12 protein-coding genes, 1 other RNA gene and 2 pseudogenes are annotated in these 17,849 nt (G+C 43.3%); 7 read left to right on the top strand and 8 right to left on the bottom strand.

What is annotated here, in order from left to right; all coding sequences use genetic code 11:
* Nucleotides 1–92: 92 nt before the first annotated feature.
* From SFRI_RS16285 to SFRI_RS16275, 4 genes are all read right to left on the bottom strand, one after another.
* Nucleotides 93–2,555, bottom strand: a complete 2,463-nt coding sequence (locus SFRI_RS16285; protein WP_011638596.1) for a peptidase associated/transthyretin-like domain-containing protein — start codon at nt 2,553–2,555, stop codon at nt 93–95.
* A 50-nt stretch (nt 2,556–2,605) separates the two neighbouring features.
* Nucleotides 2,606–4,063 (bottom strand): glycerophosphodiester phosphodiesterase family protein, encoded by a 1,458-nt coding sequence (locus tag SFRI_RS16280; RefSeq protein WP_011638595.1) that lies wholly within the window; start codon nt 4,061–4,063, stop codon nt 2,606–2,608.
* Between the two features lie 331 nt (nt 4,064–4,394).
* A non-coding RNA gene (gene ssrS, locus SFRI_RS21320) (6S RNA) lies at nt 4,395–4,576 on the bottom strand.
* A 52-nt stretch (nt 4,577–4,628) separates the two neighbouring features.
* Nucleotides 4,629–4,928, bottom strand: a complete 300-nt coding sequence (locus SFRI_RS16275; protein ID WP_011638594.1) for a cell division protein ZapA — start codon at nt 4,926–4,928, stop codon at nt 4,629–4,631.
* A gap of 212 nt (nt 4,929–5,140) precedes the next feature.
* Between SFRI_RS16275 and SFRI_RS16270 the strand changes: the two genes are divergently transcribed.
* The 6 genes from SFRI_RS16270 to gcvP all read left to right on the top strand — a co-directional run bounded on the left by SFRI_RS16270 (nt 5,141) and on the right by gcvP (nt 13,181).
* Nucleotides 5,141–5,716 (top strand): UPF0149 family protein, encoded by a 576-nt coding sequence (locus SFRI_RS16270; protein WP_011638593.1) that lies wholly within the window; start codon nt 5,141–5,143, stop codon nt 5,714–5,716.
* A 28-nt stretch (nt 5,717–5,744) separates the two neighbouring features.
* Nucleotides 5,745–7,019, top strand: a complete 1,275-nt coding sequence (gene ubiH / locus SFRI_RS16265; protein WP_011638592.1) for a 2-octaprenyl-6-methoxyphenyl hydroxylase — start codon at nt 5,745–5,747, stop codon at nt 7,017–7,019.
* 24 nt (nt 7,020–7,043) lie between these two features.
* Nucleotides 7,044–8,267: an FAD-dependent oxidoreductase gene (locus SFRI_RS16260; protein WP_011638591.1), complete on the top strand. Its 1,224-nt coding sequence runs from the start codon at nt 7,044–7,046 to the stop codon at nt 8,265–8,267.
* Between the two features lie 219 nt (nt 8,268–8,486).
* On the top strand, nt 8,487–9,581 hold the full coding sequence (gene gcvT / locus SFRI_RS16255; protein WP_011638590.1) for a glycine cleavage system aminomethyltransferase GcvT: 1,095 nt from the start codon (nt 8,487–8,489) through the stop codon (nt 9,579–9,581).
* Between the two features lie 82 nt (nt 9,582–9,663).
* Entirely contained in the window at nt 9,664–10,053 is a 390-nt protein-coding gene (gcvH, locus tag SFRI_RS16250) for a glycine cleavage system protein GcvH (protein WP_011638589.1), read from the top strand.
* A 239-nt stretch (nt 10,054–10,292) separates the two neighbouring features.
* Nucleotides 10,293–13,181 (top strand): aminomethyl-transferring glycine dehydrogenase, encoded by a 2,889-nt coding sequence (gene gcvP / locus SFRI_RS16245; RefSeq protein ID WP_011638588.1) that lies wholly within the window; start codon nt 10,293–10,295, stop codon nt 13,179–13,181.
* A 638-nt stretch (nt 13,182–13,819) separates the two neighbouring features.
* Here gcvP and SFRI_RS21580 read toward each other — a convergent pair.
* A pseudogene (locus SFRI_RS21580) lies at nt 13,820–13,972 on the bottom strand (IS4 family transposase); the annotation flags it as partial.
* Nucleotides 13,973–14,119: 147 nt separating this feature from the next.
* Complete coding sequence (locus tag SFRI_RS16240; protein WP_011637310.1) at nt 14,120–15,313, bottom strand: IS4-like element ISShfr1 family transposase; 1,194 nt, start codon at nt 15,311–15,313, stop codon at nt 14,120–14,122.
* A gap of 549 nt (nt 15,314–15,862) precedes the next feature.
* Between SFRI_RS16240 and SFRI_RS21575 the strand changes: the two are divergent.
* A pseudogene (locus SFRI_RS21575) lies at nt 15,863–16,102 on the top strand (IS4 family transposase); the annotation flags it as partial.
* Nucleotides 16,103–16,173: 71 nt separating this feature from the next.
* On the opposite strand, the gene SFRI_RS16235 reads toward SFRI_RS21575, so the two are convergent.
* Together SFRI_RS16235 and SFRI_RS16230 are read right to left on the bottom strand one after the other, a co-directional pair.
* Nucleotides 16,174–16,659 carry a hypothetical protein gene (locus tag SFRI_RS16235; protein ID WP_167526099.1) on the bottom strand — a complete coding sequence of 162 codons (486 nt, stop codon included), beginning with the start codon at nt 16,657–16,659 and terminating at the stop codon, nt 16,174–16,176.
* A protein-coding gene (locus SFRI_RS16230) for an IS3-like element ISShfr6 family transposase (protein ID WP_086019740.1) occupies nt 16,656–17,833 on the bottom strand; the annotation gives its coding sequence in 2 pieces (ribosomal slippage) (nt 16,656–17,575 and nt 17,575–17,833; 1,179 coding nt in all). The genes SFRI_RS16235 and SFRI_RS16230 overlap by 4 nt, the downstream gene beginning before the upstream one ends.
* Nucleotides 17,834–17,849 lie beyond the last annotated feature (16 nt).

The following is a 17,849-nucleotide window of genomic DNA, read 5'->3' as shown; positions in this document are numbered from 1 at the left end:
TATAAACAATGTGTGATACATTTTTGCTATTTGTCGTTATTTTGCTATTTGTCGTTATTTTGCTATTGAGTTAAATAGCTGACCGCAGCGTATTAAAAATTGATTTCAAAACTCGTTTCATCGGCCTTCAAATAAACCCACTGTCTTATCGGCTCTTGTCCTGGCGCAGAGATTTTTATGTCATAACTGCCTGCAGGAAGCATCATGCCTGCTTGATACTTGGGTTTTATGTTCATCACTGAAACCTTGGCTCTGGCGATATTGCTGTTAATAGTGAGTGGCAATAAGGCTGAGCTTTTAGGTGATGAGGTAACGGTTTTCGTTGAATCGTGTGTTGGCATCACCGCTAAATCAAAGCGATTAATCGGGTCGCTGATGGCATTAAATCCTTCAGTAATAAACAAGCGTTGATCAATAGATGAACCGACAGGTTGCACCATAGGCAGGGTCACTAATAACCATTTAAGTGTATATGACACCGTGGCGGAATCGTTCTTTTCCATTTGATCAAAAAAGTAATGCAGTGATGAGCCTGGCATAGTGTATTGGTTGCCGCCCATCGATAACGGAACCACAAATATTGACGCTAATAACACCGTTGATATCACCGGTTTTATCAAGCGATTAGGCTTAACTCTTGGCGCAGAGGACGCACGTTTAGCTTGTACTAGTTCGACCGCTTTCATCGGTAGCTTTAATACGGTAAGTAACACTAATGCTAAGCTAATCGCCATAGAAATTGGCGGAATAATCGTTGAACGTAATGCCGATTTACCCGTTGATTCAAACGAACCGCCATCGGCAAACTCTGCTTGCTGCGCTTCGAGTACATTCAGATACTCTGTGGTTTTACGTTTAATATTAGGTTCAATGATGTGTTGTTTGAACTCGCGATTATTCCAATCGGCCAGCGTAGGGTTAACGTATAACTCTTTCATTTCTCGTTTAATACGTTGTTGAATAACGCCTTGCTGCTGAAAGGTTTGCCAGCTCAAATTCGGTGGCATATCGCTACCCTTAGCTTTCATTTTTGAGCGCCACTCGGCATCAGCCTGTTGACGCACTTTTTTAGCGACAGCGATATCAAAACTATTACGGTCGGTTATTGACCAAGAAGGGGATAAGGTTAAGCCTTTTTGCTTTAGCTTCTTATTGACTTTGATGCTGGTCAGCTCATGTACTCTAAACTCATGGATTGAGTTAATCCCTAATGGGTAACCCCCTGACTCCTTAGCAAAATCAGGCGCCATTTTTACCATCAACACGCGTTTGTAATGATTCACATCGTTGGTATACACCATGCGATGATCTTTAAAGCCAGCATCGCCACCAGTTATAGCATCTGCAGCCTGCATCGCCGTGAATAAGCCTAAGCTCATAATGCCTGAAATAATAGAATTGCCGACGTTTTCTGAAGTTGAAATCTCTTCGCGGATGAGCCAATCATTAGGAGGAATATAAGAAATACTGTATTTGGCTATTTCTTTGTCGTAGCCTTTTTGTAATCGCTCGAAACATCTATCCTTACTGCTACCACTTTTCTTTTCTGAGCATTTATTACGACGCTCAAAATAGTCATACAGTTTTGGAGCCATTTTTTGAGCTCGCGACTCCACCCGAGCTTCATAAGCTTTGGTACCTTTTTGGTATTGCTCCCAGCCTTGTTTAATTTGATTTTGGGTGTCTAACCAGTACGAATCTGACCGCGTTTGTACGCTGGCTAAGGCTTGGTTATATTGATTTGAACCCGAGGCATACTCAGTGTATTTATTGCGCAGTGTTTGGCGGAAATTATCATAATGGCCATAGTGTTCATCAAACCGAGACATCGCTCGATCGCGAACAAACTTTTCCATTATCAAACGCTTTTTGTCCTTTAAATCGTCGACTAATTTATCGTCAGCGTAAACAAGCCCACCAAATACGGATAAAAAGGTTTTTTCGATAGCGCTGTGTTCTTTATTGGGATCGTACTCAATACCTTCGAATGTGATTGAGTTTTCAATTAACGCACTACGGAGTAATTGCGACAAATAAGCTTGTTGGCGTTCTTCAGGCGTTGAAGCGTCAATAATAAAATGATCAACTAACCATTTTTGTCCAAAAAACACAGTGGGCCATACAAGTACCGCAATGAGTGCAAAGTAACCTAAAGCGCGTGAGACTTTAGCAACTCTTTTACCCTTTAATAATAAATCTGCTAGCAGTAACGTTACACCAATACCGCTGATGGATCGGCCAAAGATTTCAACCAAGCGTAAGTCTTCCATACTGGAGTTTCGTCCTCCAGCTACATCGGTTAATGCCGCATTAAATACCGCTTCCGGGAACAAATACACTAACGAACAAATAAACATCAGCAACATCCACCAGAAGGGTTGGCCCGTTTTACTTATTTGGGCTTCAACGGCTTGTTGCTTTTCTACTTTTTTAGCGGTTGATTGCTGACTTTTTTGTACTTTTTCCAGCTGTTTTACTGCGAATTCCATTTTCTTTTGTGTCGGGGCGCTGTTTAGCAGATTTGTTGCAAATGGACTTTTGTTATCTTCAGTCATATTAATCTTTATCAACCATCGTCTTTTTATATTTATGTAGTGGTTTACTGCTATTTAGCTTGGCGCTGGGGTAACCTTAAAATAATTGTCTCACCGGTATCATTATCAATTTTTTCATCAGTGATCGTTGGAAAACCATGTTCTAACAATGGAGTAGGAATATTATTAGGCACCACTTTTACTGGTGTACGGTTAATCGGTGCAAGACCAGAACCTAATGACAAATAGTAACCTTCAGTTTGATATCCACGCATTTCGTTAAAACGATCAAAGTCAGCATCTTGCGGTAAAGACGCTATATAACGGCCAAGATGGCTTGATGGTTCATAGCGCTTAGTAGGAACTGCCGCATTAAATAAACGTTGGCAAATTTTATAAGGCGTTGCATCAACAATGGCGCCATCAGGTAATTGTGCGGTTGGTAATTTAATTAATTGTGACTGATGATACTCGCTGCCATTAAGTGAGTAGGTGTAGACCTTCATGCCCAGTTGGTGAGCGTAATATTTAACGCTTGGATGCTGCATAAAGCTGCGTATATCCAAGTGGAGTCCAGAGTGCCTACCCAGTTTTTTTTGTAACTTAGACAGAGACGATTTTGCTGTGTAATCTTTATAGCGTGAACGATAACGCTTAGTGCCGTATCGCCCTACGAGTTCAAGCTTGCTTTGATTATCTAAGTAATAAGCATCATTTTTGGCACCTTTACGCAAATCAGCCGTTAATTTTTCAATGCTTGTTGGGTGTCCACCTTGAATAAAGCCTAAATAAACTGAAGAGTTAATACCTCGCAGTTTATAGAGTGTGTCTTGGTCTGCGGCTGAATAATAAAAACCACCTAAACCGATATATTTTATGAGCATATTATCAAGCTCAACGAGTTTTTGGCCGTTGGTGTCAGACTTAATTTCTACATTGAGTTGTTGATTGTTATTGCGCAATGCAGCAAAGGTTTTAAAGGCTTCAACTGCGGCAATAGGGCGTTGATCGAGTAAATTGTTAGTGTGTTTATCGCGTAGTTTGAGATTAGCAAACTCTTGAAAATTCATACGGTTTAGTTTGAAGCGCTCACCGGTGTAATACACTGTCGCGCGACCCGTTTGACTGTCGTGATGATTAACCCAAGTGCCATCTTTAAGCAGCATTACGTCAATTTCAACACTATTAAAGTTATCATTTAACGCCGACGCGATGGCATTCGCGCTACTTTCTGGTTGTCGAAAATCGCCCCGATGAGCAGATATGTCTAATCGACACTCGGCAGTTGACAGCATTTTGATATTGCCATTATTGGCCAGATATAAATTACGGTCGCCCAAGCTCAGCTGAGTATCAATAATATTCAAGCCTTGGGTAGCAGCATCAGTTGGTAAATGAGATAACTCAGTGGGAACAATATTAACAGGCTTAGGTGAAGGCGTTGGGGTGGATTTACAGCCTGCTAAAGTAAGCAGTAGTACAGCCATAATGATGCTGTAAAAATAGCGGGCGACGACACGACTTGTCATAATCCATATTTACAAGTTATTAATATTTAATGTTTTATACATTAATGAACCCGGTAAAACAACCTTATGGATTAAAGTAAACCTGTTTCAAACATCAAAATGTGAACGAGGATGACTTATCAAAACCTGATTAATTTCAGATCCGGTCCAGCACCATTCAGATTTTTCAATTCAAGGCACATTAATGCAGCAAATGGTTGTTATCTTTTATATCAATGTGACTGATATATGGGCAGACATAAATGTTTATGGCTAAATCAAGGTAACAAATAATGGAATATTGCAGAGGTATGATGAACACTTCTTAAAGAGTGTTCATCATAAAATTAGAATGCTCCCCAAAATACCGCTGCCGGCGCAGCCCTTGAACCGTAGGTTCAAGGCGGGTAAATGTTCATCTCCTAAGGCTTCTCGGTATAATCCGAGCATGCACAATGTTAACGAAAGCATTCACCCTGGGTTTGTAATTATCGGCACAGGGACTTAACCAACGAGCAAATATCCCAGGGAGCAAAACAGGGTAGAATTAAGCAATGCTTAGTTCTGAAATCTTAGTTTAGCCTTCCTAGCGGCTTCGTTCAACCAACGATGTTTCCAACGTTGACTGTAATAACGAAATACGCTCATCCATTTGCGCCATATATTGTTTATTTTTTTGTTTTTCTTCAAACAATTCATTGCCAATGTTCAGTGCTGCCATAATGGCTAACTCTTCACGGCTTAAATTATTAGTACGCGACTTCAAGGTTGTCAGTTGGTTTTCAACTTCTCTGGCAACAGTGCGCAAGGCATCTTCGCGTCCTTTTGGACATGCGATAGAGTAGGTGCGCCCTAATAGGGTAATATCAACTGCACTGTTACTCATTATGTTGCCTCAGATCCTTTGTCAGTTCGCGAACTATATAGGGCTGAATTTAAAAGCGCAAGGCAACAGCATCCCTTTTTAACTATTTGCTGTTTGTGTGAACAAATCCGCTTCAGTCTAGGCATAATTTGGGCACAATACACACTAGCATTTGGAGCATCATACTAACTCTGCTAGCATTGAAGCAGATATTGCGTTATTAGGAATTTACCATGGCAATCCCACCTTCATTATGTATTGAAAAACTAAAACAGGCCTTAGATTACGCTGAAGTCGGCCAGCATCCAGTAGAAGTGCATGGGGCGCTTGTTGGGATTATTTGTGGTGGTGTAAAGCAAGAAAATTTAGCTTGGCTCAAGCCGTTAGTTGAATTAATGAACGACGGCCAACCGTTAGAGCCAAACTTACAACAGCTGATCAGCGATTTGTATCAAGACACTGTGGCACGCTTAGTCGATTTCGAATTTGGCTTTACTCTTTTATTACCAGAAGAAGAAGCGTCACTGAGCGATCGCGTTGAAGCGTTAGCCTTGTGGACCCAAAGTTTTTTAACGGGTATTGCCATCATTCAACCTGAGCTAAATAAAGCGTCAGCCGATGTGCGAGAAGTGATTAAAGACCTTGCCGATATTGCCCAGGTAGAATTTGATGTTGGTGATGACGAAGAATCAGAAGTTGCCTACGAAGAGCTGCAAGAGTTTGTCAGAATGTCTGCTATTTTATGTTATTCAGAATTTGGCTTAGACATGCCTTTGAATGACACCGATGAGCATTCTACTTTTCACTAACATTTTGGTATAGGTAGCAGCGCAGCGTATGACCACAGCACACACATCTACCGAGCCACTCGTCGTTGATATTGCCATAGTGGGTGGCGCCATGGCAGGTGCCACGTTAGCTCTAGGGTTAGCTAAGTTATCTGCCACATTATCTGCTACTTTATCATCTGCCACTTTAGCGCGTCCGCTGCGTATTGCACTCATCGAAGCTCATGTTGCCAACAACAATCATCCCGGTTTTGATGCCCGTTCTATCGCCATTGCGCATGGTTCTATTTTCGAACTGACTCGTTTAGGCATTTGGCCTAAGTTGCAGCATCTTGGCACCGCGATCGAAAATATTCATGTGTCTGATCGCGGCCACTTTGGCATGACCGAACTCAACGCTAAACCATTAGGCTTAGACGCGTTAGGGCAGGTGGTTGAATTGGCTCGTGTGGGTAATGTGTTATTCGACGAATTACAAAAGTCATCTGTCAGCGTGTTTTGTCCTGCCAAAGTCACTGATTTACAAGCCCAAACAGACGGTCACTTATTAACATTAGATAATGGCACTCAGCTGCATTGTCAGTTGCTGGTGGCCGCAGATGGCGCTAACTCGGTTGTGCGTCAACATTTACAGCAGCCTACTGAGCAAGTCAATTTTGATCAAACGGCGGTCGTTGCCAATGTCATTACCGACCAACCGCATCAACACTGGGCTTATGAGCGCTTCACCCAAACAGGTCCATTAGCACTGTTACCGATGACGTCAGTGCCATCAACACCTTCCACTCAAGCGCGATACTCATTGGTATGGGCATTACCGCCAGCCAAAGCTGATGAATTAAAAAATGCGGATAAAGCTGAGTTTTTAGCGGCATTGCAACAAGCATTTGGCCATCGTGTCGGCCGCTTTATCGATGTGGGTCAGCGGGTCAGTTATCCACTCACGTTATCGTACATGCCTCGGCCGATTTACCATCGTTGTATATTTGTCGGTAACGCCGCGCAAACGCTACACCCTATTGCCGGACAAGGTTTTAACCTGGGTTTACGTGATGTAGTCGGGCTACTCAAGGTGCTTGAACATGCCTTTAGCAGTAACACGGCAACCGAAATCGACCTCGGCAGCAGCGCTATCGTGCATCAATATTTAGCCGCTCGCCAAGCCGATCGCGACAGCACACTCAACAACATCGAATTTTTAGTGCGTGGCTTTTCCAATCAATATTGGCCGTTAGTTGCCGGACGCAATATCGGTTTGCGTTTATTGTCTTGGCTACCGCCGTTAAAGCGCCCCGTAGCGCAAACCGCCATGGGCTGGCGTTAACTCATTTTAAGGTAAGGATTGACCATGTTTTCAACTAAAACTTATGATGTTGCCATCGTCGGCGGTGGTATGGTCGGGCTTGCAACCGCAATCGGTTTAGCCAATGCCGACCTTAATGTGGTGGTTATCGATGCTGGCACAACCCAAGCTGTCAGCGGTGAGCCTAAATTGCGCGTCAGTGCTATTAACAAAGCCAGCCAACAACTGCTGGAAAACCTCGGTGCTTGGCAATACCTCGACGACAACCGTGTTAGCCCTTACCAAAAAATGTCGGTATGGGACAAAGACGGCCTAGGTAAAATTGAGTTCGACGCCCACAGTATCAGCGAAGCCTATTTAGGTTCGATCATTGAAAACGACGCCATCAGTTACGCCCTTGCCAAACGCGCCAGCGAAATAAGCAACATTACCCATATTGAAAACCAACGCCTTGAGCGTGTAGCCTTTGGCGAGCGCGAAGCTTGGCTAACCCTAGCCAATGGTGATAACGTCAGTGCCGCCGTGGTGGTTGCCGCCGACGGAGCTAATTCTTGGGTGCGTCAGCAATGCAGTATTCCGCTAACCTTCTGGGACTACGGCCACCATGCCATTGTCGCGACAGTGCGCACCGAACTTGCCCACGACGCCACCGCCAGACAAGCCTTTTTACCTGGCGGTCCATTAGCTATGTTGCCACTGTACGACGACAATTTATGCTCCATCGTCTGGTCAGTATCGCCCGACCAAGCCGAGCAATTGTTGGCATTAGACGATATCGAATTTGGCAAAGCATTAACTGCCGCGCTCGATGGCCGTTTAGGCATGTGCCAGGTGGTTAGCGAGCGTCAATCATTCTCGCTTCGTATGCGTTATGCGCGCCACTTTGCCCGCCATCGATTAGTACTGGCTGGCGACGCTGCTCACACCATTCATCCGTTAGCTGGCCAGGGGGTTAACCTAGGCTTTTTAGACGCAGCTAGCATCATCGACACCTTTACCGAACTGCACCAGCAAGGCAAAGATTTAGGCGAATACAGCCATTTACGCGCCCTTGAACGTTGGCGTAAAGCAGAGGCGATGGAGATGATTGCCACCATGGAAGGCTTTAAAAGACTGTTTGCCGGCAGCAATCCGCTTAAAAAAGCCATGCGCGACATAGGCCTAACCCTAGTTGATAATGTCGCTGGGCTGAAAACAGTGTTCATCAAACAGGCTATGGGTAACAAAATGACATTACCTAAACTTTGTCGCGAGCCAATTTCATCATAGCCAATATAGAAACTTGTTTAATATCAGTCTATACAGTTAAATCGGCGTTTTTATTGTAAAAAATTATGTAAAAAAATTACAACAATAGATTAGCTAAACTAATGCGACCGGACTCGGATTAGAAAAATTTTTTGTATACAAAGTGGGTCTGCGGAGTATAATTTTGGCCGCATTTTATCAAAAACCTACATAAGAAAGGCCTCAAAAAAAGGGATAATAATGGCTAGCAAAACAGTACTTTTTAACAAGCATTTAGAATCTAAAGCCAAGATGGTTGATTTCCACGGTTGGGAAATGCCGATTAACTACGGCTCTCAAATCGAAGAACATCACGCAGTACGTCAAGACGCAGGCATGTTCGACGTGTCGCACATGACCGTAGTTGACGTTACTGGCAGCGATGCTTGTGCCTTCTTACGTAAGTTACTTGCTAACGATGTCGCCAAGCTTACCGTACCTGGTAAAGCCCTTTACGGCGGAATGCTAGACGAAAACGCTGGCATCATCGACGACCTTATTACCTACTACTTAACCGACACCCATTACCGCGTAGTGGTTAACTCCGCTACTCGCGACAAAGACCTCGCCTGGATCAACAAACAAGCCGCAGCATTTGATGTTGTTGTGACTGAACGTCCAGAGCTTGCGATGATTGCCGTGCAAGGCCCTAATGCTAAAGCCAAAGCCGCTACTGTATTTTCTGCTGAGCAAAACGCTGCCGTTGAAGGCATGAAGCCATTCTTTGGTGTGCAATCAGCCAGCTTATTTATTGCCACAACCGGTTACACCGGCGAAGCGGGCTACGAAATCATTGTTCCAGAAACCGAAGCAGAAGCCTTATGGCAAGCACTACTAGATGCAGGCGTTAAGCCATGTGGTTTAGGTGCACGTGACACATTACGCTTAGAAGCGGGCATGAACCTATACGGTCAAGACATGGACGAGTCAATTAATCCATTAGCCGCTAACATGGGCTGGACTGTAGCGTGGGAGCCAAGCGAGCGTGACTTTATTGGCCGTGATGCACTTACCGCTATTAAAGCGGCTGGCACAGACAAATTAGTCGGCTTAGTCATGGAAGAAAAGGGCGTCTTACGCCACGATATGGCAGTATTTTTTACCGACGCAGACGGTGTTGAGCACCAAGGTGTGATCACCAGCGGTTCGTTTTCGCCAACATTAGGCTATTCTATTGCCATGGCCCGTGTGCCTAGTGGTATTGGTGCCATCGCTGAAGTTGAAATGCGTAAAAAGCGTGTTAACGTAAAAGTCATCGCTCCAAGTTTTGTACGTAACGGTAAGCAAGCTTTCTAACAGCTCAATAAAATGAGTTGCGCTTTACCCAAAAAGAATTTATTTGTTAAGTATTAGAACATCAGATTAAGGAACAACGATAATGAGCACTATTCCAGCAGACTTGAAATATGCATCTTCGCACGAATGGATCCGTAAAGAATCAGACGGTAGCTACACAGTAGGTATCACTGAGCATGCTCAAGAGCTATTAGGCGACATGGTATTTGTAGAATTACCAGAAGTTGGCGACACAGTAACTGCCGGTGAAGACTGCGCAGTAGCTGAATCAGTTAAAGCGGCATCAGACATCTATGCACCTATTTCTGGTGAAGTGATTGCCGTAAACGAATCTTTAGAAGATTCGCCAGAGCTTGTTAACAGCGACGCATTTGGTGACGGTTGGTTCTTCCGTGTTATGCCTTCTGACGAATCAGAAGTGGATGCATTATTAGATGCAGACGGTTACCAAGAAGTGATTGACGAAGAATAAGCGCCAATGACGCAGGAAGCTCCCTCGGGAGCTTCTTTGTTATCTAACGATAAAAGTGTTGCGCCCTGCAGTATTGTCGTTTCAGCTTCATAAAGGAAGTGGCACACATAAAGCCACTCACGACGTAAGCGCGTTGCATTAATAAACCCTTTACGGGTTAGTCACGTATTACACGTTTTCACCCTAATCCAGTTCTGTGCCCTACCGCCATAACTGGTCGATTTGGAACAAGGTTTAACATGACCAAGCAAACCCTGACACAACTAGAACAACACGAGTTATTTCTAACCCGCCACATTGGCCCCAATGCTGAGCAGCAACAAGAAATGCTCAACTTCATTGGTGCAGAGTCGTTAGAAGACTTAACCGCGCAAACCGTTCCTGGCAAAATTCGTTTACCACAAGACCTCACCATCGGTGACTCGTGTGGCGAAGCCGAAGGTATTGCCTATATCCGCAACATAGCTGACAAAAACAAAGTCTTTAAAAGCTATATCGGTATGGGTTACTACGGCGTGCAAGTGCCAAATGTTATTTTGCGTAACGTGTTCGAAAATCCAGGTTGGTACACTGCTTATACTCCATATCAGCCAGAAATCGCTCAAGGCCGTTTAGAAGCAATCTTAAACTTCCAACAAGTGTCAATGGACCTAACCGGCCTTGACCTTGCGTCAGCCTCATTGCTGGACGAAGCAACCGCAGCGGCAGAAGCCATGGCCCTTGCCAAGCGCGTGTCTAAAGCTAAAAAAGCCAACATCTTCTTTGTTGCCGATGACGTATTCCCACAAACATTAGACGTAGTGAAAACCCGCGCAGAATGTTTTGGTTTTGAAGTGGTCGTTGGCCCAGCGAGTGAAGCGGTAAATTACGAATTATTTGGTGCCTTGTTCCAGTACACCAACCGTATTGGCCAAATTACCGATTACACTGAGCTATTTGCTACGCTTCGTGACAACAAAGTTATTGTTACAGTAGCAGCCGACATCATGTCGTTAATGTTACTTAAATCACCGGGCGCGATGGGTGCAGATGTAGTATTTGGTAGCGCGCAACGTTTTGGCGTACCAATGGGATACGGCGGACCACACGCAGCATTCTTCGTTGCCCGTGACGAACATAAACGTTCAATGCCAGGCCGTATTATTGGTGTGTCAAAAGACACCCGCGGCAACAGCGCATTACGTATGGCCATGCAAACGCGCGAGCAACATATTCGCCGCGAAAAAGCCAACTCAAACATTTGTACCGCGCAAATTTTATTAGCCAACATGGCGTCGTTTTATGCGGTATTCCACGGCCCACAAGGCTTAAAAACCATAGCATCACGCATTAACCGTTTAGCCGACATATTAGCGGCAGGCTTAACAGCAAAAGGCTTAACCTTAGCTAACACCACTTGGTTCGACACCATCAGTGTTAAAGGTGCCGACGTTGCCGCCATTAATGCCCGCGCCATAGCAGCGCAAGTTAACTTACGTATAGATGCAGACGGCGTGTTTGGTATCAGCTTAGATGAAACCACTATCCGTACAGATATCGCAGACTTATTTGACGTTATCCTAGGCGCAGGCCACGGTTTAGATGTTGCCACGTTTGATGCCGACATCGTTGCTAATGGCAGCCAGTCAATTCCAGACGCGCTAGTACGTCAAGATGCGGTATTAACTCATCCAACGTTTAATCGCTACCAAAGCGAAACCGAGATGATGCGTTATATCAAGCGTCTCGAAAACAAAGATTTAGCCTTAAACCACTCAATGATCTCGTTAGGTTCATGCACCATGAAACTCAACGCAGCAGTGGAAATGCTACCAGTAAGCTGGCCAGAATTTGCTAACATGCACCCATTCTGCCCGCTAGATCAGGCACAAGGTTACACCCAGTTAATTAACGAACTGTCTGAGTTTTTAGTTAAAATCACCGGTTACGACTCTGTGTGTATTCAGCCAAACTCAGGTGCGCAAGGCGAGTACGCTGGCTTATTAGCGATTAAGAAATACCACGAGTCTCGCGGCGACGCGCACCGTAACATTTGCTTAATCCCACAATCAGCTCACGGTACCAACCCTGCATCGGCACAACTTGCTGGTATGAAGGTAGTGGTTACAGCTTGCGACAAGCAAGGTAACGTTGATTTAGAAGACTTACGCACTAAAGCAGCGGAGCTTGCAGACAGCCTATCGTGCATCATGATCACGTACCCATCGACTCACGGTGTTTACGAAGAATCAATCCGCGAAGTATGCGAAATCGTCCATCAATATGGCGGTCAAGTGTACCTAGACGGCGCAAATATGAACGCACAGGTTGGTTTAACATCACCAGGCTTTATCGGCGCAGACGTATCGCACCTTAACTTACACAAAACCTTTGCTATCCCGCACGGTGGCGGTGGTCCTGGTATGGGCCCAATCGGTGTTAAATCACACCTTGCGCCATTTGTAGCAGGCCACACAGTGATTAAGCCAGGCCGCGAAAGCGACCATAACGGCGCGGTATCTGCTGCACCTTATGGTAGCGCCAGCATTTTGCCAATCAGCTGGATGTACATTAAGTTGTTGGGCACTAAAGGGGTTAAGCAATCAACCCAAACTGCGCTATTAAACGCTAACTACATCATGAAAAAGCTGTCAGCACATTATCCTGTGTTGTTCACCGGCCGTAACGACCGTGTTGCTCATGAATGTATTATCGATTTGCGTCCATTAAAAGAAACCTCAGGCGTGACCGAAATGGATATCGCTAAGCGTCTAAACGACTATGGTTTCCACTCACCAACCATGAGCTTCCCAGTAGCGGGAACCTTGATGATTGAGCCAACAGAATCTGAGTCTAAGGTTGAGCTGGACCGTTTCATCGAAGCGATGATTTCTATTCGCGGTGAAATTACCAAGGTAGAAGCAGGCGAGTGGCCAGTGGACAATAATCCACTGCATAACGCACCTCACACCCTAGCGGATATTATGGACCCAGAATTTGATTCACGTCCGTACAGTCGTGAAGTGGCCGTGTTCCCAACGGCTGCGGTTAAGGCGAATAAGTTTTGGCCAACGGTAAACCGTATTGATGATGTATATGGGGATCGAAATCTTATGTGTTCGTGTGTTCCTTTAAGTGATTATGAGTAATCATTATTGATAGTGGTTCCTGAATAGGAACTTTAATTTGAAAGCGACTGAAAGGTCGCTTTTTTATGCCTGTCGTTCCCATTTTTACGTCATTCCGGTAATGCTTTTGAGCCGGAATCCAGCTTGTTTCTTTTGTTTTAATCTTAGCTATGGCCTGCGGCCACTAACGTCGTGGCGCGTCGCCCACACCAGACCAAGAGGAAACCAACGGCTGTTCCCTCTTGGAACTCCCAGCCGCCCCGCAACATTTTCAAACAGCGAAAAGGTCGCCATGGGGATTGATCCAGCTTTGGCCAACATTTGAATCCTGCTTCGGCCTTACTCGAAAATGCTAACGCTTCCGATGGTACATCCTGTACCGCGAAAGCTAGCCTGACGTCCTGTCAGGCTCACGCTATTTTCTTCAACGGCCTCAAGTAAAATGGAGCCTGCAGATATAATATCTAAAGCATTAAAAAAGCGAACAGGTTGGTTCGCTTTTTGTTTCCGTCATTCCAGTCATGTGTAAATATTCGTCATTCCGATTATGTTTATATTTACGTCATTCCGGTAATGCTTTTGAGCCGGAATCCAGGTGTTTTCTTTTTGCTGTGTACTTATTTACGACCTGCGGCCACTAACGTCGTTTGTGGTCTGCATCGGCCAAGTCCTGTTATAGAAAGCGAGCCACCATTCATTGAGCTTTCAATTGCAGCAAACAAACTAAAGCGGAGTGTTTTGTGCGCTTTTTGCGTTAACGGAGGGGAGGGGACAAGCGATAGGCATTTTGACAAAACGTGCTTCGCATTCATGGCATTGACTCGTGGTAATTTTTGTTTGGCGATAAATTTGATCACCAAATGCCATGAATGTTCCTCAGTTTTTTACCTATCTCATTATTTTTATTCATTCTTTTGTGGGGATTCGTCAAACTCTGACCCTGAGGGATCCCCACGAATTTAATAGCATGCTTGTGGGTCCTTGATTAAACTTTGTAACGTCTTTATTCCTGCTAGCCAGTGAGACTTCAACAACCTCAAATACTTATCTCTGTAGGCTCTTAATCCTATAAATTGGCTTGATAAAACATTACGATGTTTGATTGAATTCGCTTGGTATTGTCTATGCTTATCCGCTGCTTTAACTGCCAAACCTAGCAGGTTCAACATAAATTGAGATAGACAGGCAATGAGCAGTAGAACGCTTAATTTATCCTTAATTCTACTGCCACTATCATTCATTTTTAGACCCGTTTTAACATCTCTAAAGCTTTCTTCTATCTGCATTCTAGTCGCATAAATTTTTACGACTCGTTTGGCTGTAGCACTTGAATGACAAAGTGATGTAGCAAGTAACCAAGGCTCTTTTTCACGCTCTGCACTTGACCGAGATTGTTTGCTCCGTCTGGTTCTATCACCCGTTGCAGTTCTATCTTTTCTTCCTTTATCTGTACGTTTGAAGATCACTAAGCGTGAACAGAAAGACGCCTGCTCACCTAAAAAATATACCCCAAGATTCTTAGCTCTTGCACTTGCTTGTATGTATAGCCTTTTGACTGGATACCAATGATGAACAATCGTTTTTCTACAATGTGTTCTGTTTCTGAATCGCCCCACATAATCCCAATCAAGTGACAGTATTTGTTTAAACCATGGTATTCGAAATCCAGCATCAGTCACGATGATAGGCTTGCAGTCATTAGGTAGCATCGCCTTAAGTTTGGTCAAAAAGGATAGATGAGTTTTAGGCTTCTCTTTTTTGTTTAGCGGATGTATTTCTTCATAAAGTGTCAATGAGCGCCCTTGAGCCGCCAAAGATGCTCGAATGAGAAAATGCTGCTTACGGTCATCAAGATCTGACCAATCGATATGAATAATGGGTTGCTTCATTTTCCCGACGAGCAAGCAGGTCATACGGGTATAAATGAACTCAATATCACGATGAAGATAAGGATTACTACAAAGCCTATCAACCCGCTTAATCTTATGTTTTTCCTTGGCTTTACTTTCAATATCACGGCCAAGCCCTGTGATTGATAATGCTCCACCATTCATTGAGCTTTCAATTGCAGAGAACAGACTTTGTCGGCGAGTTTTGTGCATTAACGGGGTGACAAGTGAGAGGCATTTTGATAAAACTTGTTTTGCATTCATGGCATTTACTCGTGGTAATTTTTGTTTGGCGATAAATTTGATCACCAAATGCCATGAATGTTCCTCAGTTTTTAACCTATCTCATTATTTTTATTCATTCTTTTGTGGGGATTCGTCAGACTCTGACCCCAATTATTTCAGCATATGATCAAATTAGTGTTTGAATAAAAAATTCGGATGTGTTTTTATAAACGTATAAGATTTTCAATTATTCTAAATCTTTACCGCCCCTCTTGGTGCTTAAATAATCAATTTAAGAAAAATAAATCAATTCATTAGCTGGATAACTCCGAGCAAATTGGAGGATTTATGCACCAAGATAAAGTATTTATACATAAGATTTGGGTTAAATTAAAGAGTGTAAAATATTGTAATTTTCTAACAAATGTAATATTAACTTTAAGGCTTATTTTAATTTTGATGGAATTTTTTGATAAGTTTTAAATTCATTTAAATAACTAAAATTTAGTTTTGTTACTGGCTAATGGCATCAATCCCCTCCGCGTAGGGGATTTTTTTTATCTAATGTAGTTTAAGCTCAAGCCAAGTAAATTAAGCGTACTTCTATTCATAGCTTTTTTATCACTATTTATACTTTACCTGCTTGGTTTGGCTGTCAAAGCAACTGATAAGCACAGGCAATATCAAGCTAACTCAATAGTGCTCTCAAACCAATTTATTGGCTTGAGAGCCTACAAGGATAAGAATTTGAAGCTGTTGAAATGGCATTGGATGTCAGCAATTAAGATGCTTCAAAATTTAGTAAGGGAACCACAAGCATCCTATTAAATTCATAGGGCCCCCTCAGATTCAGACCTATTTATTGTTGACCCCATTTATGGCCCCATTTATTCTTTATGCTATTCTGGGGTTTCCTCTCGGTCAGAGTACTGAAAATCTCTTAATAAAAATTTGGCGTAACCTGCACCAGTATTTGATAGTCGATATTTTTTCCCTCTTTTGTACTGTTCCACTTCAAATAAGGCATCCACGCTTTTACTAAAAAACCTGCCTACATTGTTTACATATTTAGATTTGGATAAATCAAATGTATTAATCATCCTACAAATATCTGTGGTTGAATAAAAATTACTTTTTTCTCCATTATGTCTAGCTGCATATAAAGATAGAACAATTAGTTTTCTAAGGCTTAACATATTAGGATTTTTATTCTTTATTTTTGTTATCATGGATATTTCAGTTACTTTTAAGACCTTGATATAATTTGAAAATAAACTGTCGAAATCCGAGTTGTTATTAATTACTATGTTTTGCTTACACTCCAACAATTTGGCTACACCCATGTCAAGCTCTCTCGTATCTCTATCAACGAGTGTAGTGGTCAAGTAATATTGGCCACGGTTTTAGAGTCATTCCAATATAAACGTTCTGACTCATTTGGAGTTAACCCACCATTATATTGATGGGGTCTAGTTTCACTGTAATATCCAGTGATGTAATTTGTGATCGCTTTGTCTGCTTCTGTAAAATTCCCATAGCCACTTGCGGGTACCCATTCAGATTTCAAACTTCTAAAGAAACGCTCCATTGGTGCGTTATCCCAACAATTCCCGCGACGACTCATGCTTTGCTCAATCTGAAGACGCCATAATAACTGTCTGAATTTCAAGCTTGTGTAATGTGAACCTTGGTCGCTGTGATATATCACATTCTCAGGTTTCCCCCTTAACTCAAATGCCATTTTCAAGGCTTTAGAGGTCAGCTCGCTGTCAGGCGATAATGACAAAGCCCACCCAACAGGTTTGCGGGAAAATAAGTCTAAAACAACGGCTAAATATGCCCAACGATTACCGACCCAAACATACGTCACATCGCCACACCACACTTGATCTGGTTGAGTTACTGCAAACTGTCGATTAAGCGTGTTTGGGATCGCTACATGCTCTTGTGCAGCTTTCCTATAAGAATGCTTAGGCTGCTGACAGCTTAATAATCCAAGCTTTCTCATTAGATTACGGGCTCGATAACGACTGAGATTAATCCCTTTGTTAGTCACTAATTGCGCTATCGTTCTAGCACCGGCAGAGCCATTACTAATACGATGCGCGGCCTTCACTTCACTGCATAAAATAGTAAAGTCAGCATCGATATGTTCTTTTCTTTTTAGCCAATATTTATAGCTACTTCGATGCACTTTGAATGCATTACAAATTGTGAGAATAGAGTGGCTCTGCTTGAGTGCGCTGATCAGCGTAAATTGTTCATCGAGTCTGACATCAAGAGAGCGGTAGCCTTTTTTAGAATAAGATTATGCTCCTCAAGACGGGCTACCTGTTTCTTCAGTTCACGGATTTCAATTTGTTCAGGGGTAATGGGAGAGGCTTTTGGCGTGCCACCCTGGCGTTCTAGTTTTAACTGTCTCACCCATTTATCCATGGTTGATTTACCCACGTTCATCGCCTTTGCTGCTTCGATGATGCTATGGTTTTTATCGAGGACTAATTGGGCTGCTTCAAGTTTGAATTCAGCACTAAATGTTTTTCTGGTTATCGATCTCATGTGTTCACCTAAAGTC

It is taken from the genome of Shewanella frigidimarina NCIMB 400 (assembly GCF_000014705.1).
GTDB classification, from domain to species: Bacteria; Pseudomonadota; Gammaproteobacteria; order Enterobacterales; family Shewanellaceae; genus Shewanella; species Shewanella frigidimarina.
This window is presented reverse-complemented; position numbering and strand designations above follow the sequence as displayed.

What these genes read in the sequence shown, in the direction of transcription:
- gcvH (WP_011638589.1), top strand. Translation starts at nt 9,664, where the DNA reads ATGAGCACTATTCCAGCAGACTTGAAATATGCATCTTCGCACGAATGG.
- ubiH (WP_011638592.1), top strand. Translation starts at nt 5,745, where the DNA reads ATGACCACAGCACACACATCTACCGAGCCACTCGTCGTTGATATTGCC.
- gcvT (WP_011638590.1), top strand. Translation starts at nt 8,487, where the DNA reads ATGGCTAGCAAAACAGTACTTTTTAACAAGCATTTAGAATCTAAAGCC.
- SFRI_RS16280 (WP_011638595.1), bottom strand. Translation starts at nt 4,063, where the DNA reads ATGACAAGTCGTGTCGTCGCCCGCTATTTTTACAGCATCATTATGGCT.
- SFRI_RS16270 (WP_011638593.1), top strand. Translation starts at nt 5,141, where the DNA reads ATGGCAATCCCACCTTCATTATGTATTGAAAAACTAAAACAGGCCTTA.
- gcvP (WP_011638588.1), top strand. Translation starts at nt 10,293, where the DNA reads ATGACCAAGCAAACCCTGACACAACTAGAACAACACGAGTTATTTCTA.
- SFRI_RS16260 (WP_011638591.1), top strand. Translation starts at nt 7,044, where the DNA reads ATGTTTTCAACTAAAACTTATGATGTTGCCATCGTCGGCGGTGGTATG.
- SFRI_RS16240 (WP_011637310.1), bottom strand. Translation starts at nt 15,313, where the DNA reads ATGAATGCAAAACAAGTTTTATCAAAATGCCTCTCACTTGTCACCCCG.
- SFRI_RS16275 (WP_011638594.1), bottom strand. Translation starts at nt 4,928, where the DNA reads ATGAGTAACAGTGCAGTTGATATTACCCTATTAGGGCGCACCTACTCT.
- SFRI_RS16285 (WP_011638596.1), bottom strand. Translation starts at nt 2,555, where the DNA reads ATGACTGAAGATAACAAAAGTCCATTTGCAACAAATCTGCTAAACAGC.